This is a genomic window from Mycobacterium sp. SMC-14 (assembly GCF_046250075.1).
GTDB lineage: Bacteria > Actinomycetota > Actinomycetes > Mycobacteriales > Mycobacteriaceae > Mycobacterium.
This window is the reverse complement of record NZ_CP176429.1, coordinates 1,331,378-1,351,933: the sequence shown is the minus strand read 5'-3', so window position 1 is coordinate 1,351,933 and position 20,556 is coordinate 1,331,378. Positions and strand designations below refer to the sequence as shown.

Annotated in this window: 20 protein-coding genes; 11 read left to right on the top strand and 9 right to left on the bottom strand. The window is 66.2% G+C overall.

Going from position 1 to position 20,556, the window contains the following annotated elements; genetic code table 11:
• Positions 1-174: 174 nt before the first annotated feature.
• On the top strand, positions 175-684 hold the full coding sequence (locus ACKY0W_RS06510) for a MarR family winged helix-turn-helix transcriptional regulator (RefSeq protein ID WP_409436880.1): 510 nt from the start codon (positions 175-177) through the stop codon (positions 682-684).
• Between the two features lie 403 nt (positions 685-1,087).
• Positions 1,088-1,897 carry a sulfotransferase family protein gene (locus ACKY0W_RS06505; RefSeq protein ID WP_409436879.1) on the top strand — a complete coding sequence of 270 codons (810 nt, stop codon included), beginning with the start codon at positions 1,088-1,090 and terminating at the stop codon, positions 1,895-1,897.
• A 333-nt stretch (positions 1,898-2,230) separates the two neighbouring features.
• Here the strand turns inward: ACKY0W_RS06505 and ACKY0W_RS06500 are convergent, their stop codons facing one another.
• From ACKY0W_RS06500 to ACKY0W_RS06480, 5 genes are all read right to left on the bottom strand, one after another.
• Complete coding sequence (locus ACKY0W_RS06500; RefSeq protein WP_409436878.1) at positions 2,231-4,903, bottom strand: PGRS repeat-containing protein; 2,673 nt, start codon at positions 4,901-4,903, stop codon at positions 2,231-2,233.
• Between the two features lie 184 nt (positions 4,904-5,087).
• A complete protein-coding gene (gjpA, locus tag ACKY0W_RS06495; RefSeq protein WP_409436877.1) occupies positions 5,088-6,335 on the bottom strand; it encodes an outer membrane porin GjpA in 1,248 nt (415 codons plus the stop codon).
• Positions 6,336-7,067: 732 nt separating this feature from the next.
• Positions 7,068-7,592, bottom strand: a complete 525-nt coding sequence (locus ACKY0W_RS06490; protein WP_409436876.1) for a MarR family winged helix-turn-helix transcriptional regulator — start codon at positions 7,590-7,592, stop codon at positions 7,068-7,070.
• 442 nt (positions 7,593-8,034) lie between these two features.
• Positions 8,035-8,541: a MarR family winged helix-turn-helix transcriptional regulator gene (locus ACKY0W_RS06485; protein ID WP_409437671.1), complete on the bottom strand. Its 507-nt coding sequence runs from the start codon at positions 8,539-8,541 to the stop codon at positions 8,035-8,037.
• 329 nt (positions 8,542-8,870) lie between these two features.
• Entirely contained in the window at positions 8,871-9,284 is a 414-nt protein-coding gene (locus tag ACKY0W_RS06480) for a MarR family winged helix-turn-helix transcriptional regulator (protein ID WP_409436875.1), read from the bottom strand.
• A gap of 287 nt (positions 9,285-9,571) precedes the next feature.
• Between ACKY0W_RS06480 and ACKY0W_RS06475 the strand changes: the two genes are divergently transcribed.
• The 4 genes from ACKY0W_RS06475 to ACKY0W_RS06460 are packed head-to-tail and all read left to right on the top strand — an operon-like array spanning position 9,572 to position 11,049.
• Positions 9,572-9,841 carry a hypothetical protein gene (locus ACKY0W_RS06475; protein WP_409436874.1) on the top strand — a complete coding sequence of 90 codons (270 nt, stop codon included), beginning with the start codon at positions 9,572-9,574 and terminating at the stop codon, positions 9,839-9,841.
• Complete coding sequence (locus ACKY0W_RS06470; protein ID WP_409436873.1) at positions 9,838-10,230, top strand: type II toxin-antitoxin system VapC family toxin; 393 nt, start codon at positions 9,838-9,840, stop codon at positions 10,228-10,230. Before ACKY0W_RS06475 ends, ACKY0W_RS06470 begins: the two co-directional genes overlap by 4 nt.
• A 58-nt stretch (positions 10,231-10,288) precedes the next feature.
• Positions 10,289-10,558 carry a DUF1778 domain-containing protein gene (locus ACKY0W_RS06465; RefSeq protein WP_409436872.1) on the top strand — a complete coding sequence of 90 codons (270 nt, stop codon included), beginning with the start codon at positions 10,289-10,291 and terminating at the stop codon, positions 10,556-10,558.
• On the top strand, positions 10,555-11,049 hold the full coding sequence (locus tag ACKY0W_RS06460; protein ID WP_409436871.1) for a GNAT family N-acetyltransferase: 495 nt from the start codon (positions 10,555-10,557) through the stop codon (positions 11,047-11,049). The genes ACKY0W_RS06465 and ACKY0W_RS06460 overlap by 4 nt, the downstream gene beginning before the upstream one ends.
• 17 nt (positions 11,050-11,066) lie before the next feature.
• Here ACKY0W_RS06460 and ACKY0W_RS06455 read toward each other — a convergent pair whose 3' ends face one another.
• Both ACKY0W_RS06455 and ACKY0W_RS06450 read right to left on the bottom strand, forming a co-directional pair.
• Complete coding sequence (locus ACKY0W_RS06455) at positions 11,067-11,612, bottom strand: DUF3558 domain-containing protein (RefSeq protein WP_409436870.1); 546 nt, start codon at positions 11,610-11,612, stop codon at positions 11,067-11,069.
• On the bottom strand, positions 11,609-12,109 hold the full coding sequence (locus ACKY0W_RS06450; RefSeq protein WP_046285706.1) for a DUF3558 domain-containing protein: 501 nt from the start codon (positions 12,107-12,109) through the stop codon (positions 11,609-11,611). Before ACKY0W_RS06450 ends, ACKY0W_RS06455 begins: the two co-directional genes overlap by 4 nt.
• A 172-nt stretch (positions 12,110-12,281) precedes the next feature.
• Between ACKY0W_RS06450 and ACKY0W_RS06445 the strand changes: the two genes are divergently transcribed.
• Together ACKY0W_RS06445 and ACKY0W_RS06440 are read left to right on the top strand one after the other, a co-directional pair.
• A complete protein-coding gene (locus ACKY0W_RS06445) occupies positions 12,282-14,030 on the top strand; it encodes an ABC transporter ATP-binding protein (RefSeq protein ID WP_409436869.1) in 1,749 nt (582 codons plus the stop codon).
• A complete protein-coding gene (locus tag ACKY0W_RS06440; protein WP_409436868.1) occupies positions 14,027-15,913 on the top strand; it encodes an ABC transporter ATP-binding protein in 1,887 nt (628 codons plus the stop codon). The genes ACKY0W_RS06445 and ACKY0W_RS06440 overlap by 4 nt, the downstream gene beginning before the upstream one ends.
• A gap of 330 nt (positions 15,914-16,243) precedes the next feature.
• Here the strand turns inward: ACKY0W_RS06440 and ACKY0W_RS06435 are convergent, their stop codons facing one another.
• Positions 16,244-17,221 carry an Acg family FMN-binding oxidoreductase gene (locus tag ACKY0W_RS06435; protein ID WP_409436867.1) on the bottom strand — a complete coding sequence of 326 codons (978 nt, stop codon included), beginning with the start codon at positions 17,219-17,221 and terminating at the stop codon, positions 16,244-16,246.
• Between the two features lie 97 nt (positions 17,222-17,318).
• Positions 17,319-18,431: an adenylate/guanylate cyclase domain-containing protein gene (locus ACKY0W_RS06430; RefSeq protein WP_409436866.1), complete on the bottom strand. Its 1,113-nt coding sequence runs from the start codon at positions 18,429-18,431 to the stop codon at positions 17,319-17,321.
• Between the two features lie 32 nt (positions 18,432-18,463).
• Between ACKY0W_RS06430 and ACKY0W_RS06425 the strand changes: the two genes are divergently transcribed.
• Genes ACKY0W_RS06425 through ACKY0W_RS06415 form a run of 3 tightly spaced genes read left to right on the top strand, consistent with a single transcriptional unit; the run spans position 18,464 to position 20,531 of the window.
• Entirely contained in the window at positions 18,464-19,615 is a 1,152-nt protein-coding gene (locus ACKY0W_RS06425) for a MalY/PatB family protein (protein WP_409436865.1), read from the top strand.
• Between the two features lie 17 nt (positions 19,616-19,632).
• Positions 19,633-20,058 carry an HIT family protein gene (locus tag ACKY0W_RS06420; RefSeq protein ID WP_409437670.1) on the top strand — a complete coding sequence of 142 codons (426 nt, stop codon included), beginning with the start codon at positions 19,633-19,635 and terminating at the stop codon, positions 20,056-20,058.
• A gap of 17 nt (positions 20,059-20,075) precedes the next feature.
• Positions 20,076-20,531, top strand: coding sequence for a nitroreductase family deazaflavin-dependent oxidoreductase (locus ACKY0W_RS06415; RefSeq protein ID WP_409436864.1), 456 nt, complete (start codon positions 20,076-20,078; stop codon positions 20,529-20,531).
• Positions 20,532-20,556 lie beyond the last annotated feature (25 nt).

The window sequence follows — 20,556 nt, the reverse complement described above, 5'->3', positions numbered from 1 at the left end:
TTATTTTAATGAACACCAAGAGAACTCGGCTCCGCCTCCCACGCAAGACACGCAGGTCGCTAACAGCACTCCCACAGTAATCGTTGCACTACTTAGCAATTCGCACTCTACCGCCGCAAAAAGTGTTTCAAACTGTCGCTATTCATTGGGTGCAGTGACGCGTATTGTCGCCACATGGACAGCTTCATTTCTGGTCCAATCGATGGTGCTGCAATGGAATTGAGCCTCGCCGAGCAGAAGTCGTGGCAGAACTATCTGGCAGCGGTTCTGCACATGAACACGACGCTAAACCGACAGCTGACCACTACCCATCAGTTGTCGCTAGCCGATGTCCAGCTGCTGGAGCTGCTCGCCAACGCGCCAGATGGAAACATCCAAATGGGCCAACTGGCAGTCGCTTCGATGGCCCTACCCAGCAGGCTGACCAGGCAGGTACGACGCCTGGAAGGCGACGGCCTGGTGGAGCGCACAACGAGTCCCCATGACCGCCGCCGAGTCCTGGCCGCCATCACCGAAACAGCGCGAACGTTGATGGAAGAAGCCATGGTTACCTACGCCAATGAAGTACGGACCTACTTCTTGAGTCCGTTGACTCGGCCGCAGGTTGCGGCCGTGGCGACGACTTGCGGGCAGATCGACGAGGCGCTAAGGCGGTCTATGCGTCCAGCCGGGGACCAGCTCTGATCAGTTGCATGAACCACCAACAGCCTCAGACGCGTATGACTTCCGTGGCCGGGGCATCGCTCACGGCGAAAAAATTTACCCTGCGAAGTGATGATTTCGTTTTGAAGCAATTCCCGAATTGGGGCGCTTACTATCGACCCATAGCCGGATCGAAGAACAGCGTCGAACTACGGTAATGACAGTTGAGATGCCGGGCGGCGATCTCGTCGCATGTCGATATTTTGCGAATAGCTCTGCCCCGGTGGAGTGTCGGAGCTGGCGAAGATCCTCGTCTGATCGGCCATAGTCCCGGATTCTCCGCCGGGGCCTACCGCCACGTGCACAAGGACGTTCGGCTGACTTCAACTGACTCGCGTGATCCGACGCGGGATGACGCGGCAGACGCTAAAGGACACGATTCTCCATGACATCCATTCATTTCATCTCCGGACTGCCACGCTCGGGGTCTACTCTGCTGGCCGCGTTGCTGCGCCAGAATCCCCGATTCGAAGCTGGAATGTCGGGCCCGTTGGCCGGCCTGTTCGGCGCCCTGCTGGGCGAGATGAGTGCCCGCAACGAGTTCTCGGTGTTTATCGACGACGCCACGCGCCAGCGCATGTTGCATGGGTTGTTCGACAGCTTCTACGCTGAGTGCCCGGCAGACGTCATCTTTGACACCAACCGCAGCTGGTGCGCCTGGATGCCCGCAATTGCTCAGCTCTTTCCCGATGCGAAAGTCATCGCGTGCGTGCGCGACATGCCGTGGATCCTCGACAGCATCGAGCGCCTCATCCAGCACAACGTCTTCACCCCGTCATCGATCTTCAACTTCCAACCCGGTGGCACCGTTTACACCCGGGCCAACGGTGTCGCAGCGCAGAACGGCATGGTGGGTGCGCCCTACGACTCGCTCAAGCAGGCGTGCTTCGGTGCGCAACGCGATCGGCTGCTGCTCGTGCAATACGAGACATTGACCACCGATCCGGCCAAGACCGTGCACGCCATCTATCAGTTTCTCGGCGAGCCGGCCTTCGAACACGACTTCGACCACACCGACTACGACGTGTCCGAGTTCGACGAGCGAGCCGGCACCCCGGGACTGCACACCGTGCGCGGCACGGTCAAGGCCGAGCCGCGCGAGAGCTTGCTACCGCCGGATCTGTTCAATCGCTTTGTCAACGACGCATTTTGGCGCGACCCGAATAGGATTGCCGCAGGACTGCAGATCGTGTAAGCGCGTGCGGGTTGCCACGAAAAGGCCCGGGGCCCAAACTCGCCCCGGCCGGTCCGCGGCAGCCCGGATATCCCGACTCGCAGGCCTTCGAAACCGTCCCACCGCGACACTCTCGTGCTCGGCAATGCTGAGTTAACGCAAGGGACCGGACTGGCCAATACCGCAGTGGCCGAATGGGGGCCGGCACTTCACCCCACTCGGAGAGTGCCGGAGCAACGGCCACGCAAGACAGCGGAACTCCTGAATTCACGACGAACACCTGAACGTCGACAGCCTCTGGCCGCCGGACGATAGCGACGCCCGGCGGCCGTGGCCTTAGAGATACTGTCGGTCTTACGTTCCGGGCTGGCCGTCGGCGCCCGGCTGACCGTCGGCGCCCGGCTGGCCGTCGGGGTTGCCGGTGCCGCCGGCTACGCCGGTGCCGCCATCTCCGCCAGCCCCGCCCGTACCGGGTGTGCCACTACCGGTGGGGGTTCCACCGTTGCCCCCAGTGCCGCCGTCACCGCCAGCCCCGCCGTCACCGCCTGCTCCCTCGGCGCCGTGTGTGCCGCTGGTGCTGGTCCCGCCTGCACCGCCGATCCCGCCAGTTCCGCCAGCTGCGCCGGTCCCGCCTGCACCGCCGCCAAGGCCGTTCCCTGCACTGTCGACACCGCCAGTCCCCCCGGTACCGCCGGCGCCGCCGGCTCCGCCCATCCCACCGGCGCCACCGGCACCGCCGCTGCCGGAATCCGAAGTGCCACCGGCACCACCTTGGCCACCGCTGCCAGCGCTAGCGCCCGTACCGCCGGCGCCGCCCGGCTGCCCAGGTACCCCGCCGAGGCCGTTAAACCCGGCGCTGCCCGCCCCGCCTGCGCCACCGGCACCGCCTTTGCCACCGTCGATACCGTTGATCCCGTTGCCTCCGCCACCGCCAGCACCGCCGGCACCGCCGGGGGCCGTTCCGCCGGCGAACTGGTAACCGAATCCGCCTGCGCCGCCGTTACCCCCGGCCCCGGCGTGGCTGGGACCGGTGATGCCCGAGGGTGCACCCGCCGGCGTCGCAACACCCCCACTGTTGCCGCCGGCACCACCGAGTCCGCCGTCACCCGCGATGCCGCTGAAACTGAGACCGCCGGCACCGCCGGCACCGCCGTTGCCGGCGGACGCCGTGCCGGCGCCGCCGATCCCGCCGTCTCCGCCGACACCACCGGTCCCACTCCCGGTTTGACCTGCGAAGCCACCTCCGGCGCCGCCAGCGCCGCCGTTGCCGCCCACGCTGACTATGCCGCTGCCGGTCGCGCCGTCCGCCCCGACTCCCCCGGCCCCGCCGACGCCGCCGACGCCGCCGGCGCCTGTATATCCACCTTGGCCACCGCGACCGCCATTGCCGCCTTTGCTGAAGACGGTGCCGCCGTCGTTCCACCCGGTGCTAGCGCCCCCGGCACCCCCGGCGCCGCCCGCGCCACCCGATGACGTGCCCGCGCCACCGCTGCCGCCTGTACCCCCGTCGCCGCCGTTCCCGCCGGCGAACGAGCCGCAACCTCCGGCGCCGCCGGCGCCCGCGGCAGTTGTCTGGCCACTCACGCTGATACCGCCGCCGCCGCCCTTACCGCCGTTCCCACCGAAGGTTTGGACGTTTGGATTGTCGGTGGCCCCATTACCGCCAGCGCCCCCGTCGCCGGCGGCACCGGCGGCACCGCTGTCACTGCGGCCAGCGACGCCACCGTTGCCGCCGTTGCCGGCATGACCGGCGCTGGCATCACCACCCCGGCCACCGGAACCGCCAGCGCCCCCGGTGTTGTCGCCCAGGGAGGCGGCGCCGGTACCGCCATTGCCGCCATTGCCGCCGCCGTTAAGGCCGGCACCGCCGTCGCCGCCTGAGGCGCCGGATCCGCCCTGCGTACCGGCCCCTCCGCTGCCGCCGTTACCACCCGTGCCGCCATTGCCGAGGAACGCCCCCGTGATGGGGTCTCGGTAGCCGTCACCCCCGGCGCCGGCATTGCCGCCGTCACCGCCGTTGCCGGTCTGTCCCGCAATCCCGTAGGAGCCGAAGGTCTTGGCGCCGCCAGCGCCGCCAGTACCGCCAGTACCGCCACGGCCGAAGACAGCGGAGTTGCTGCCACCGTTGAGGTGATCGATGGTGCCATTGGCAGCGTTGCCGCCGAGGCCACCAGTGCCGCCGTTGCCGCCGTTGCCGGCGTCGCCGATGAGGAATCCGCTTCTGCCGCCGGCCCCGCCGACCCCGCCATTGCCGCCCCCCTGTCCAGCGCCGGTGCTGGTGCCGCCGGCACCAAAGGCACCTGCTTTTCCATCTGCACCGCTACCTCCGGCACCTCCGGCGCCGCCGTTGCCGAACAGCCATCCAGCAGCGTCGCCGCCAGTACCGCCGCGCCCGCCCGCTGTGGCGAAAGTAGAGCTGGTGCCCGGCGTGGTGGCGGCACCGCCGGCGCCGCCGTCACCGCCGTTGCCCATGAAGGCGCCACCGTTGCCACCGGCCCCCCCGAGTGCACCGGCCCCACCGTCGCCACCGGCGCCGCCGTCACCGATCCATCCACCGGCACCGCCGGCGCCACCGGCAACAGTGGCATCGGCGCTGGCGTCGTAGCCCGCGCCGCCGTCACCGAACCACAACCCGCCATCGGTGCCGTTGGGGTTGTCGGCTGTTCCAGCGGTGCCGTCCCCGATTAGGAACAGGCCGGACCACTGGTTGATGGCGTCGTCGACCTGCTCACCAAACGGGCTGTTGATCCACGCCTCCAGACCGATGTGGATCGGGGTGTAGATCCACTGGTCAAATATGCTCGACCACTCCACGATTGGATCGCTGGCCGCTGCCGCGCCGACGAATTCGAGAAAAGACGATGCCCCCGCGCCGTCGCCGGCAAACGTGGGATCAACGGTGGTGACTAGCGAGCTCAGATCCGCCCCCAGCGTGGGATCAATGCTTGAGAACACATTGATGACGGGATCGAGAACCAGATCGAGTTCGTCCGCCCGGGCCGACGGTGCGGCCGCCAACGGGGTCATCCCGAATGCTAAGAACGCTCCGATCGCGCTCCCGCCTCCGGCCATCCGCACACCAGGCCGTGGCGCGTACTTCCCGCGACGGGAACGCTGACCGCTGTTGTGACGAAGACTCATATTGGAAATACCTTTCCTTAGGAACGGGCCCCTGCACGGGGTAAGGATTTATAGATAGAAACTGGCTCGATCAAAAGCCCAGTGCGGCAACGACGTCTTGCACAAGGCCCGACAAATCGGTCGCCTCGGCGCCAGCGGCACCGGCGTCGAACACATCGGCGGGAATGACAGGGAGGTCGACTCCGGCCAAAGGTGCACCTGATCCGTCCCAGCCGAGCAGCGAGGCGATGGTCTGCGCCAAGCCCTCCCACGTTCCGAGCGGGCCGATCGCCTGGCTGTCTGCAGAAATGCTCCCAAGGACTGGAACACCGCCGAGCGCAAGGCCGAGACTGTTGAAAATCGAGCCCCCGACGGCGGGAATTTCGCCTTCGCCCACTTCGTAGGGGCCCGCCATAACGCTGCCGGTGCTGAGCAGACCGCCGAACGCGATGTCCAGCTCCGTCATACCCAAGCCTGGCGGGAAAAACCCCGCTCCGTTGATTGCCGGTAACAAGCTATCGAGGTTCAGGTCAGCACCGTTGAAGACGGCGCCGACCATACTGGCTAGGGTTTCGTTCCAGCCGTCGCCAGCATTAATGCTATTCAGCAGTGCGATCCAAGGGCTGATCCAGGGCCCGAGCCCACCCATGATGATGCCGCTCGCCGGCGACGCCATGAAGTCGATGATCGGGGTGATCATCGGGGCCTGATCAGCCGGCAAGAACGAGGGAAGTATCGAAAAGAGCTGTCCGTGCCCCGACCCCAGCAAGCCCGGAGTTCCGTCGAGAGTGTGCTCGGTGACCGTGGCCGTGGTGGCGGATGTCGCGTTCTGCAGGGCGTAGCCGGTCACCACGGCGGCTAGGTTGTCTTGGATCTGCGTGTTCACCTCAGTGACTGTGTTGCTCGTCGGGTCGTTGAAGAAGTCCTGCCAGTAGCCGGACATGTTGGCGATCATCTGCTGTAGACCCACGCCTGGGGCCAGGAAGAAGTTGTTCATGAGCGTCGTGGCGTTCTCCGACGCACCGTTGTACTGATCGATCCACGGGGCCAGCAGATCGGGCAAGCCGCCACCCGCGGCCAGCGCCACCTCCCGAATCGTGTTGATGTCCGGCAACGGCGCCACCACCGGCGTGGCCGCGAACAAGCCGGCCCCAACGATGGCAACGCCAACCGTGGCGTAGGGACGTAGGGTGTGCCGCACGGCGGTCTCCTTAGTGTTGGTCGTGTTGTGGTGCTCGCCCTCGGCGGGCACCGGAAGCTTGGGGTCGGCGCACCGCCGATGGTGAAAGTTGGCGCTATGCAAGCGCCGAATCCCGCTTATGCGGTGCTGACGAGCCATCCGTGTTCCCTTCTTGCGGACTTAGCCGGAGTCAAATCTGTTGTGCTGCCGGGACGTCCGGGACGTCGTTGTCCCGGCCCGCCCAGCCTTCGACGGCCGCACCGACGCCGGGAAGGCGGCGCCGGTGCGTACTACCGACCTCGCCGTTTCAGCAGGGACGAAGAGGGGTTGGAGCTGTCTCCGTAGCGCCCTTCGGCGAGAGCGAGCCAAAATTTACCTGGCACGAACCTGAATCACATATAGGTTTGTGCCACTTTTTCAAATTCATAACGACCGAATCCAGGATCGCAATCATCCTGACGGTTATATCGCCTGTTCAGCCGCGCCGATAGGCAGGGCCAGCAAACACAATTAAGCGGTTTAGTATTTCAACGCAAAATTACCGACCGGTAACTATAGCGAATTCGGATAACCTTCGTTATCCAACAATCAGCCGCATCCAAAAGAGCTCTTCACCTGCACTGACTTGATCGTCGACCCGAACCTGGCCTCACTGCTGGGCTACCAGTTACCGCAACAAGTTATCAACTATATGGTTATTGACAGGCAAATTAAGGAAAGGGCCATCTATTTTCGCCCTGAAACAAATTTGTGGAGACGATATCGCGATGAATCACCCATACGCTGCGAAAACACGTGGAAGTCCATCGAATGCCCGAGATTCGACTACCTAAGAAATAACGCAATCAATGGCAGGCCGACGGGCCCTGCCACAGACGGCCACCACCCAGATCAGCCCCTGGACTGCCAGCTCCTGCGCCGCTTGGACTTCGCAGACGCCTTCAGCGGCACGCTGATCCGCCGGCAGCTGTCCCCCAGCGCGATCATCTGCGGGCGTGAGATGGGAGCGAGGTAGTACGAGCGCACCGACTGGAGGTAGGTCCGAGCTGCCGGTCGCACCACCGCCCGGCCCTCGCGGGTGATGCTGGCCAGCACCCCGCGTCCGTCGGTGCGGCTGCGACTGCGACGCACCAAGCCCTGCGATTCCATCCGCCGCATCAGCTCGGTCAGCCGGCTCGGTGCGAGCACCAGCGCGTGGGCCAGATCGCCCATGCGCGCCGAGCCATCGGCCGAGCGAGCGAGCGCGTCCAACACCAGGAAATCGAACAGGCTCAGGCTGTGCCGTGCGAGCAGTTGGCGGTTCACCGTCGACAACAACAGCGCCGACGATTCCAGGAACGCCTGCCAACACTGTTGCTCGATCTCATCGAGACCCGGCAGGTGATGCGCTGGGGTCTCGGCACCGTCGTCCTCCACGGCGGGCGACGGTATCCAACGGCATGGCCGGATCTGCGGAGAAACTTCGGCAAACTCCGCCGTCGCCGCGGATCCATCGACGGAAAACGACGGAGGGCAATGTTTCGGTGGTGATAAGACACTGGTCATGAGCCACTTCGATCCCGGCCAGAAAACGGCCTAATTGAACTATCTAGTTCAAGGCGAAAGCTACTCCCGAGTAGGTTTTATAACGCGTTCTATCGCGATCCTGGGATAGCCGAACCCCGTGCCAGACAGCCTAAACCTCAGCTCATGCTTGGTAAAGACCCAATTTGTGCATTTGCCGCATGTCCTAGCAATGCAACGTGTACTAATTAGCTACCCATAGACGCGTAATTCACTCCGCAAACACCGGTCAGCAAGATCGTGGCACGTCCAAAAACCTACGCAGCCCACTGTCGCCCGGGGGCAAGGACACCGCTCAGCGAGCGACTCTGAGCCCCTTGCGGCGCCCATTCGTGCTGAGCGAGTCGTTGATCCGCCGGCAGCTGTCGACCAGATTGACCATTTGCTCGTGCCTGAGTTGATTGAGGTAGTGCACCCGGATCCCATGCGCGTAGGTCTCCATCACCGCATGTAGACGGGTGTGCCCCGCACTGGTGATCCGGGGCAGAATGCCGCGTGGATCCCCTGGGCTCGGGCTGCGGGTGATCCAACCGTGGCCTTCCAACCGGCGGATCTGGGTGGACAACTGCCCCTGCGTCACACCAAGCGTCTCCGCCAGCACACACAGCCGGTGCTCCCGGCGCTTGGGCCTGCTCAGCAGCTCCAACAGGAGGACGTCACGTATCGAGAGATCATGTGCGCCCTTGAGGCATACATTCACTGCGTCAACGACATTCAGCGAGCAGGCCAGGAACTGTTGCCAGCAGTGTTGCTCGATTCCATCGAGCCCAGGGAGCCAGGCAATTGCCTGGAGTTCATGCATCTCGTCCACGGCGCGCAAGATTATCGAAGGATGCGCCCCAGAAACGGAGAACACGTGTCAATTCAGGCATCTCGTCACGAATTCACCCCGGCGGGAATGGAGTTCAGCAAAGGCCGCCTCGACATGATTAAGCTGGTCAGCGACTTATTCTGACTCCTGTCAGATAACCATCGCACTGTACTAATTCGTTCAAACGGAAACTAATCAGCTTCGTTCGACCGGAAACTAGTTGGTTCGATAGCGGAACAATGAGACAAACCGCCAGTTCATCGCCATGGGCGCCAGCCTGACCGCGCGACACGCGTCGGCACTGCGGCAAGAACAGTCGCCTACTCCGTGCGTCCGACCCGTTCGATGTGCGCATGGCTGTCCAGCACCGTGTGTAGACGCGCGTAGCCCTCGCTGGTGATCCGGGGCAGAATGCCGCGCCGGTCACGCTGGCATGGACTCCGGGTGACCAGACCGCGCTCCTCCAACCGACGGACCTGGCCGGCCAACGCACCCGGCGACACTCCCAGCGTCTGCGCCAGCACGCAGATGCGATGTGCCCGCCGGTCCGGCCTGCTGAGCAGCTCCAACAGCAGGACGTCGCGAACGGTGACGCCGTGCGCACCGCGCAGGCGCACGTCCAGTGCCGCCATCAGATTGGCCGAGCCACCGAGAGGCAGTTTCCAGAACTGTCGCTCGATTCCGTCCCGTCGAGGTGGCCCGGGCAATGGCTGGATTCCGGGTGTCTCGTCCACGGCGCGGGACGCTAGCGAGCGACAGATCCGCCGCGCAGGCAAAAGTGCGGGACACACAGCTTGTCGCGTGGATATGTCTGGGCGCCAAAGGTGTTCAGCAATGCACCGACCGACTAGACTTCGCAGGTCAGCGAGATGTCCTGGCCCACAACAGAAAACTTTCACTTCGAACCACCTAGTTCAAAGAGGAAGCGTCAGACTCGCCGTAGTTCCTGCCACGAGGCACAGGAGCGATCCACTTAGTTAAGGAAGTGCAACACCTTTGCTCACGGTGTTACACTTGTTCGATGCCGACCGCCCACCGTCGTCACGCCATCACCGAAACCGACGACATCGGCAAGGCGCTGGAGGTCGCGCGCCACACCTGGCCGGATCTCGCCGACAAACCCGGTGCACTGTTACGTCAGCTCATTCTCCTCGGTCGCAATACGCTTGTGCATGATGCCAGCCACGCGACGGTCAGCCGGCGACGCGCTGTCGAGGAAACAGCTGGCGCTCTGGCCGGCGTCTATGGACCTGATTACTTGCGCGACCTGCGGGAGGACTGGCCCGAGTGATCGTCCTGGATGCCAGCGTCTTGATCGGACATTTCGAACCCGCGGACGCACATCACGCTCAGGCCACCGAGCTGTTGAAGTCGCACATCCTCGAACCGTTCGCTGCCAGCGTTCTCACTCTCGCGGAGGTCTATGTCGGCGCTGCGCGGGCCGGCCAGGCGGATCGACTGCGGCGACTACTCACCCGGCTCCAGGTCGAAAGCCTGGACCTTCCGGCGGAAGCCGCTGCACGCCTCGGCGAACTACGGGCATCCACCGGATTGAAGATGCCGGACTGCTGTGTGCTCTATGCAGCCGAGCAACAGGGGGCGGCGCTCGCTACGTTCGACGCCACGCTCGCCGCTCGCGCGTCGGCTCTGGGTGTGGTGGTCGCGGGCCGCCGGCCGTAACAGGTCGCGCCAGTCAGGTGGCACCCACCTGTACGTCAATTCGGCGTACATTCTTGGCATGGAGACAAAGACCGGTCGCTGGAACCTGCGTGTTACGGCAGCGCAAGACGCGGTGGTGCGGCGCGTGCTCGACGCAACGGGCGAATCACTCAACGATTACGTGGTGCGTCACGCCATCCAGGCCGCCGAACACGACCTCGCCGACCGGAGGGTATTCGCCCTGGATGACACCGCCTGGGCTGACCTTCAGCAGCTGCTCGACCGTCCACCAATCCCCAAACCCGAGTTGGCGCGCCTGCTGGCTGACCCGTCGATTCTGGAACGGTGAACTACGAGGGCCCGATCCTGCTCGGCGCCGATCACCTGCTCGAAGACTTCGACTGCGGCAGTGCCGCACTCAACGAGTGGCTCCGGACGAAGGCGCTCAGCAACCAGCGCGAAGGCGGCAGCCGCGCCTGGGTCGTCCTCGACGGCCGGCGGGTCGTGGCCTTCTATGCCTCCAGCACCGCGGTGCTGCTGCGCAGTCATGCAACCAAACGCGCAGCCCGCAATCAGCCGGACCCACTACCAGCCGTGCTGCTCGGCAGGCTGGCCGTCGACACGGCATTTCAGGGGCGTGGTCTTGCCGCCGCCCTGCTGAAGCACTTCGTCCTCAAATCGCTGGAGATCGCGGAGGCTACGGGCGTTCGACTGCTGCTGGTGCATGCGAAGTACGATGCCGCCCAACGCTTCTACGTCAAGTACGGTTTCGAACCCTCCGTTGTCGACGACATGACGCTGCTGCTTCTCGTCAAGGATGTCCGCCACGGATTCTCCTGAACCCGCTCGATCCCGGGCTACGAGTTAGTCGCGAGCGTCAGCTCCATCAGCTTCAAAGCCTGCTCGCACGCGTCGATCCCGGGCGCCTGCGGGTTGACCCACCAGCCGACCACCCCTGCAGCGTCGCTGGCGACCCCGCAGGAACCGTTGGGATCCGACGGCCGCATCACGATCGACGGCACGCCCACGATGGTCTTGTTCTCGATCTGGTACTTCAAGAATTCGGCGACCTTGCGTTCGTTGTCCAGGCTGCCCTGCTCGAACCAGAACCGGGTGATGTCGATCAGCCCGGCCGGGTTGGCCGCCTGCCAACGGCAGATGGCGCCGACGAAGGTGCTCTGGATGTCGAGCGGGTCCGCACCCACCGTCTTGGCCAAGATGTCGGTGGTCAGCACCTCGCACTCCTTGAGCAGGTTCGGGTACTGCCGCTCGGAGTTGTTGTTGCGCTTGGTGTCGCCCGCGCCGGCCTTGACCGCGGTGCCGCCCACCTCACGCGAGCAACCCGTCAAGCTGGTCAACACTGCCAACACCGCGATCGCGCTGGCAACTACCCGGCGGCTCATTTCGAGTTCGCAATCGACTGGCGGGTCAGCTCTTTGGCGACGTCGCACGGATCCGGGAACGGCTTCTGAGCGAAGCTCACCGACCACTCGATGAAGTCATCTTTGAATTGGATGCCGACCTCACACAGGTTGTCGCCCATCGTCGGGGCGGTGCCGATCGCGATGAAACCGCTGTGGCCGTCGATGTTGATGTCTTCCACGGAAGTCCGCGACACCTCTTCGGTCTTGCGCTCGCGACCGATGGGGCTGCCGCGATACCAGGAGAAGGAGAAGTGCGGGCCCATGATCCCGCCCCGCAGCAGCCACTGGCAGCCCACCGAGTTCTGTGCGGTGCTGATCAACCCGGACACCCGAGTCAGGTTGGCCATCGTCTCGTCACTGATACCACCGCACTGCGGGAACGACGGGCCGTGATTGCTCTGCTCGGCCGTCGGCGACGCAGACTGGCTGCCGCCCTGGGCTTCAGGCGAGTCGGAGTCAGAACATCCGCCGACCATCGGAATCAGGGCAGCGGCCGCCAGGGCCGGGACCGTCAGTTTGAGCCGCACACGATGCACTGTAGCGGCACCGCCGCCCGTCAACCACGACACAGCGGTGACCAGTCGGTTTGTGTCGCCGCGTATCGGCACAGCAACGCCGCGACCGCACGGATGTGCGACAGTAGGCCCCATGCTTCTGGCGCTGCTGCGCTGCTACCTGCGGCCCTACCGCTGGCCGGTCGCCGCGGTGATGGCACTGCAACTGATCAGCACGCTGGCTTCGCTGTACCTGCCAACCGTCAACGCCACGATCATCGACGACGGTGTGGTCCGCGGCGACACCGCGATCATCATCCGGCTGGGCGCGGTGATGCTCGGCGTCACCGGCCTGCAGATGCTGTGCGCCATCGCCGCGGTCTACTTCGGCGCGCGCACCGGGACCGGCTTCGGACGCGACCTGCGCCGGGCGGTGTTCGCCCAGGTGATCCGGTTCTCCGAACGCGAAACCACCCGCTTCGGGGCGCCGACCCTGCTGACCCGCACCACCAACGACGTCCGCCAGATCCAGCTGATCGTGCAGCTGGGCGCCAGCACGCTGGTCACCGCGCCCATCATGTGCGTCGGTGGGGTACTGATGGCGGTGCACCAGGACGCGGGACTGGCCTGGCTGCTGGCCGTCAGCGTGCCGGTGCTGGCGCTGGCCAACTACCTGATCGTGTCGCGGATGCTGCCGCTGTTCCGCCGCATGCAGATGCTGATCGACAACATCAATCGGGTGCTGCGCGACCAACTCACCGGCATCCGGGTGATCCGCGCCTTCGCCCGCGAGCCTTTCGAGCGCGACCGGTTCGCCCAGGCCAACACGGCCCTGTCGGACGCCTCGCTGACCGTCGGGAACCTGCAGGTACTGATGCTGCCGACCACCACCCTGATCATCAACACCTCCAGCGTTGCGTTGATCTGGTTCGGCGCGCTGCGCATCGACGCCGGAGCGATGCAGGTCGGGTCGCTGATCGCGTTCCTGTCCTATTTCATGCAGATCCTGATGGCCGTGCTGATGGCCACAATGGTGCTGGCGATCCTGCCGCGCGCCGCCGTCTGCGCCGAGCGGATCACCGCGGTGCTGTCCACCGAGCCGACCATCAGCGCCCCGGATCGGCCGGTGTCGCCGTCCTCGCCCAGCGGCGAGATTCGCCTGCACGGTGTCGGCTTCCGTTACCCCGGCGCCGATCGATCGGTGCTTTCCGAGGTGTCCTTGACCGCCCTGCCCGGCACCACCACCGCGGTGGTCGGCTCCACTGGCTCGGGCAAGTCCACCCTGGTGTCGCTGATCTGCCGGTTGCGCGACGTGACCGACGGCGCGGTGCTCATCGACGGCGTGGACGTGCGCGACCGCGACCCCGAGGAGCTGTGGTCGGGCATCGGCCTGGTGCCCCAGCGCGGATATCTGTTCTCCGGCACCGTGGCCGACAACCTGCGCTACGGCGCCCCGGCGGGGGCCACCGTCAGCGACGAGCAGATGTGGGCGGCACTGCGGGTGGCCGCCGCCGACGACTTCGTGACGGCCCACCCCGACGGGCTGGCGATGCCGGTGGCCCAGGGCGGGATCAACCTGTCCGGCGGGCAGCGGCAACGGCTCGCGATCGCCCGGGCGGTGATCCGGCGACCCTCGATCTATCTGTTCGACGACGCGTTCTCGGCCCTGGACACCTCCACCGACGCCCGGGTCCGCGCGGCCCTGCGCGAGGTGGCCGCCGACGCGACGGTGATCATCGTGGCGCAGCGGATCTCGACGGTTACCCAGGCAGATCAGGTGATCGTCCTCGACGACGGCCGGGTGGTCGGCACCGGAACCCACGGCGAGCTGCTGGCCGACTGCCCCACCTACACCGAGTTCGCCGAGTCCCAGTCGGTGACTGCCGGGGCCGGTGGCCTGTGACCGCACCGGTGGCGGCTCCGACGGTACGGGCCGGCGATTTCTGGTCGACCGCGCTGCGCCTGGCCCGCCGGATGGGCCCGCAGCGCCGGTTGGTCGCGGCGGTCATCAGTCTGTCGCTGGGCGGTATCGCGCTGGGTGTTGCCGGGCCGCGAATTCTCGGCCATGCCACCGATCTGGTGTTCAACGGCATCATCGGCCGCGGACTGCCGGCGGGAATCACCAAGCAGCAAGCCATTGACGAAGCCCGCGCCGCCGGCCGGGGCACCTACGCCGAGATGCTGTCGCGGATGGACGTGATACCGGGTGCCGGTATCGACTTCGCCGCGGTGGCGCGCACGCTGGCGCTGGCGATGGGCCTGTATCTGATTGCGGCGCTGATGGTCTGGACGCAGGCACGGTTGCTCAACGTGATCCTGCAGCGCACCATGCGGGCGCTGCGCCGCGACGTCGAAGACAAATTGCACCGGCTGCCGCTGCGGTACTTCGACACTGCGCGGCGCGGGGAGCTCTTGAGCCGGGTCACCAACGATGTCGACAACACCGCGACATCGGTGTCGATGACGGTCAGTCAACTGTTCTCCTCGGTGCTGACCGTGCTGGTGGTGCTGGCGATGATGCTGTCCATCTCGCCGCTGCTGGCCGTGATCACCATGGCCGGCGTCCCGGTGACGCTGCTGGCGGTCCGGTCGATCACCCGGCGCTCACAACGGCTGTTCGCCGCGCAGTGGGCGACCACCGGGCAACTGGGTGCCCACCTGGAGGAGACCTACAGCGGCTTCACCCTGGTGCGGACGTTCGGCCACCGCGACTGGGCACAGCAGCGGTTTGACGACTGCAACGACGAGTTGTACCGGGCCGGATTCGGGGCCCAGTTCTTCTCCGGGCTGATCGCACCGGCGACCGGGCTGATCGCCAACCTCGGCTACGTCGCAGTCGCGGTCATCGGCGGAATCCAGGTGGCCACCGGACAGATCACGCTGGGCAGCATTCAGGCGTTCATCGCCTACGTCCGCCAGTTCAACCAACCGTTGGGGAATCTGGCCTCGATGTTCAACGCCCTGCAGTCCGGTGCCGCCAGCGCCGAGCGGGTGTTTGCCTTCCTCGACGAACCCGAAGAACCCCCGGCCCCGCCGACGCCGCTGTGGCTCGACCAATCCGGTCCGCGCGGCCGGGTGGAGTTCCGCGACGTCAGCTTCGGCTACCGGCCCGGCGCGCCGGTGATCGAGGACCTGTCGCTGAGCGTGGCACCGGGCGCCGTGGTGGCCATCGTCGGCCCCACCGGGGCCGGCAAGACGACCCTGGTCAACCTGCTGATGCGGTTCTACGACGTGGACCGTGGGCAGATCCTGATCGACGGCGTGGACATCACCGGCGTGGACCGCTGCACCCTGCGCTCGTCGATCGGCATGGTGCTGCAGGACACCTGGCTGTTCACCGGAACGATCGCCGAGAACATCGGCTACGGCCGGCCCGGCGCGACCGAGGACGAGATCATCGAGGCGGCCCGCGCCGCGCATGTCGACCCCTTCGTGCGGACCTTGCCGGAGGGGTATGGCACCCGGGTCAACGACGACGGCGGGGCCATCAGCGCCGGCGAAAAGCAGCTGATCACGATCGCCCGGGCGTTTCTGGCCCAGCCGCAACTGCTCATCCTCGACGAGGCCACCAGTTCGGTGGACACCCGCACCGAGCTGCTGATCCAGCGGGCGATGCGCGAGTTGCGCCGAGGACGCACCAGTTTCATTATCGCCCACCGGCTTTCGACGATCCGCGACGCCGACCTGATCCTGGTGATGCAGGCCGGCCGGATCGTCGAGCAGGGCACCCACACCGAATTGCTGGCCCTCCGCGGGGCATATTGGGCGATGGCCGAGGGCAGCTGAAATCGGCTGGAAATTCAGCCAAGATCAACCATTGCCGACCGATGGCCGCAAGCGTAGATTCGACTGCGAAGCAGGCTCGGACATGACCGTAATCCGAAGAGCTGGACAAGAGGGTGAAAGCCAGCCGCGCTGGAAGTGTAGACGCTCCCCTGTCAGTCCGGGCCTGCCCTAATTTCCCGGTGGCGGCCCCAATCCGGAACCACATGAATAGTTGCCCGGCTTTGAGCATCAAGCCTCAACGGGGCTGGTTCAACGCACCCGCGTGCGTCGCTCAAAGCCGGGCAACTTTCCTGTCCCCCGGGCGCCGCCAAGCCCCCCGGGGGTCGCCAATCAGAGCTTCAGGTGCAGCACATCGGCCAGCGGCCGCCGTGGCGTTGGCACCGGGGGCTTCTCCAACGCCGGCGCGCCCCCGACGCGAACCAGCACCTGAGGCAGGTCGCCGCCGCCGACCAGTCCGGCCAGCAGCGCCCGACCGGCGGGCACCTCGGTCAAATGCGTTACCGGACAGGTCGACAAGCCGGCCATCGTGCATTCCAGCAGCACCGTCGAAAGCGCCTCGCCGCAGGCCAGCGCATCCCCCGGCTCGTCACTGGCGGTCGCCAACAGCACGATCTTCGAATGGTCGTCGCCGACTTCGATGCGTCGTTCCCGGTTGTGGGTGACCGGGAAGGCCCGCCCGATGTCCACCCGGTCACTTTCGGCGGCCGAGACCAGCGCGCTCTCCGGGATCCCGTCGGAAACCTCGAACGGCGCTGTCCACCAGCCGAGTTCAGCATGATACGACGAGTCGTACAGACGCAGCGCCTCGGTGAGCTCGGAGGCCTCGGCCAGCTTGGAGCGCAGCTCGTCGGGGAGCACACTCAGCCGTACCGGCCCGGTCACCGTGTCGGACAGCACGGTCTCGAAGGGCTCCCAGTTGCTCGGCGCCATGAACGGCAGTCGATCGGTGTGCCGCGTCAGAATCGCACCGGCGCGATAGCGATCCAGCTCGGTGACCCGGTCTGCGGCCAGGAATCCGATGGAGGCCAAGTGCTCCGGATGCGCGGCATCCGGGAACCGTTCGACCTCGGATGTCCAGCCGGCCGCGGCCATCGCGACCCGCAGGTGATCCAGCACCGCGCCGCAACTGATCAACGCCTCCCGGGCCGACTGGTCGCCGTGCACGCCACGGGTCGGATCCAGACACAGGTCCAGCCGGCCACCGTCGGCCACCCATCGCCACGGCTGGCTGTTGTGCAACGACGGCGCCCGGCAAGCCAACCGCACCGCTTCGGTCAGAACCTCGTAATCCACGGTCGTGTCCAACATCAGCCACCTCCCACGGGTCTGTCACCTTCAGGCTCCCAGCCCGTATCCAGGCGCAAAAGAGGCGTTAGTCACCGGCCGGTCGGCGTTGGACCCCGCGTCAGTCCTCGGCGCGGTGCCGGACGCGGAACAGATTCACCTCGCTCTTGATGCCCTTGAGGTGACGTCCGCCGGCGAACGACCACCCGAAGGCGTCAGATTCGGCCAACGCCACCCGCACCGGCTCAGCGACCAGCACGGTGCCCGGCCGGGCGACCCCGGTGATTCGGCTCGCGGTGTTCACCGGGCTGCCGAACCAGTCCCCGACCCGGCTCACTGCCTCCCCGGACGCGACGCCGGCACGAAGCCGAGGCAGGGTGTCGTCGGCCTGGGCCGCCTCGACCAGCCGCAGCACCGCATCAACCAGCGGCGCCGGCTCCGGGCAGACGAACATCACCGCGTCGCCGATGGTCTTGATGAACCGCACCGGAGGAACGGCGATCTCGCGCCCCAGCACGGTCAGGCGCTCGGCGAGCTGCACCAGGTCTTCTGGCGGCACCATCTCCCCGAGCCGGGTGAAGCCGACCAGGTCGGCGAACGCCACGGTGATCTGGCGCGCTCCCGGCAGCGGTGCGCCCGCCAAGCGCTCGCCGGCGGTGACGGCGTCGATGTCGAGCTGGTGACGCAGCTGCACCATCAACATGTCCTGGACGAAAGGGCCCAACATCGGCGCCAGCCCGGCCACCAGGTCCCGTGACCGCTGGGCGATCTGCAGCTCGGTAACGCCCGGTTCGCCGATCGCGGACAATACCGTGAAGCGCATGAATTCCGCGGTGTGCGCCAGCCCGTCGGCCAGCAGGCGAGCGGTCTGCAGGGCCTGCTCGGCATCGATGCCGGCATCGATGAAGCGGCGCGCATGCATGGCGATGCTCGCATCGGCGCGCATCTGCGCCGGGGCATCCGGATCGTCCATCCAGGGCAGCCCGACCGCCCGCTGCAGGCGCTGCAACTGTTCGAGGTCGACTCCACTGGATTCGCTGATCTCGCGCGCCGAGACGTAGGTGCCGTCGTCACCGACCAGCCGTCGCGACGCCAACAGCATCGGTGAGGGGTTCCCGCGGATCTCTTCGGCGGTGATGCCCTGTCCCAGCAGCCATTCGATCAGTTCGGCACGCTCGGCACGCGCAGTGCCGTCCAGCCCGTCCAGCAGGTCTTCGATCTCGGGGTCCCCCACACCGCAAACGTATCTCGCGGCAGACTGTCGGGGTGGCTGAAGTCTTTGATGCGCTGACCCCCGCCCAACTCCGCGCCCGGGGCACCATCAAGTGGAATCACTTCGGCCCCGACGTGCTGGCGCTGTGGATCGCCGAGATGGACTTTCCCACCGCCCCCGCGGTGCTGGACGGAGTGCGCGCCTGCGTGGCCAACGAGGAGTTCGGCTATCCGGCGCTGGGCTCCGATGCGTTGCCAGTGGCGCTCACGCAGTGGTGCGAACGCCGCTATGGCTGGCCCATCCAGCCGGAATGGGTGCGGGTGGTGCCCGACGTCCTCAAGGGCATGGAGGTGGTGATCGAGTTCCTCACCCGCCCGGAGAGCCCGGTGGTTCTGCCGGTGCCGGCCTACATGCCGTTCTTCGACCTGCTGACCGTGACCGGCCGCCAACGCATCGAAATCCCGATGACACAGCAGGATTCGGGTCGTTATCTGATGGACCTAGAGGCCCTGGACGCCGCGTTCACCGCGGGCGCCGGGTCGCTGATCCTGTGTAACCCGAACAACCCGCTGGGCACCGCGTTCACCGCCGAGGAACTCAGCGCGATCGTGGACATCGCCGCGCGCCACGGCGCCCGGGTGATCGCCGACGAGATCCACGCCCCGCTGGTCTACGACCGGCCCCACGTCGCGGCCGCCTCGGTGTCACCGGCCGCCGCCGACACCGTCATCACACTGATGTCGGCCTCCAAGGGCTGGAACCTGCCCGGGCTGATGTGCGCCCAGGTGATCCTGTCCAATCCGCGCGACGCTGTCGCCTGGGACCGGATCAACATGCTGCACACGATGGGCGCCGCCACCGTCGGTATCAGCGCCAACCTCGCCGCCTACTCCCGCGGCGGGCCGTGGCTGGACGCCCTACTGGCCTACCTACGGGGCAACCGCGACCACCTCAGCCGAGCGCTGCCCGCAGCGCTGCCGGGCCTGCGGGTCAGCCATCCCGAGGCCACCTACCTGGCTTGGCTCGATTTCCGGGCGCTGGGATTGCCCGCCGAGCCGGCCGAGATCCTGCTGGCCGACGCGCGGGTGGCACTGAGCCCGGGTATCCCGTTCGGCGGCGGACGGGGATTCGCGCGGCTGAACTTCGCGACCACCCGGGCGATCCTGGACCAGGCGATCGAGGCGATGGCCGGTGCGCTGACGTGATCGCTAACGTGGCGGGCATGTCCTGCGTGTTCTGCGCCGTCGTCGCCGGTGACGCACCGGCGGTACGGGTTTTCGAAGACGACGAGTATTTGGCTTTTCTCGACATCCGGCCATTCACCCGCGGTCACACCCTGGTGATCCCCAAACAACACTTCGTGGACCTGACCGACACCCCGGCAGCCACCCTGGCCGGCATGCTCACCGTCGGGCAGCGGATCGCCCAGGCCGCACGCACCTCCGGGCTGCACGCCGACGGCAACAACCTGGTGATCAACGACGGCCGGGCGGCGTTTCAGAGCGTGTTCCACATCCACCTGCACGTGGTTCCGCGGCGTGACGGCGACCGGCTGTCTTTCGCCAAAGGCCTGCTGGTGCGCCGCGATCCCGACCGCGAGGGCACCGGGGCGATCCTGCGGGCGGCGCTGGCGAGCAGCGACAGCTGACGGGCAGACTCGAGGGTATGGACCATCTATCCCCGATCGAAATGGTGGGCGTCCGGGCGCTCAGCCTGCACAACCTGATCTACCAACGGACCAACGGCTGGATCGGCCACAAGGTGCCGGGCCTGCCGCCCAACCTGTTGCTGCACACCGTCGGGGCGAAAACCGGCCAGCCACGCACCTCGACGCTGACCTACGCCCGCGACGGCGACACGTACCTGATCGTCGCGTCGATGGGCGGCGCGCCCCGCTCCCCCGGCTGGTACCACAACCTCAAAGCCAACCCGGACGTGGAGATCAACATCGGGCCGAAGCGTCTACGGGCCACTGCTCAGCCGGTGCTGCCCGATGACCCGGACTACGCCCGGCTGTGGCGCCTGGTCAACGCCAACAATGCGGATCGCTACAACGGCTACCAGCGCCGCACATCCCGGCCGATCCCGGTTGTGGCATTGACCCCGCTGCCGTCTGCCTGACGCCCCCGTCAGTTAGTCTTCTCTA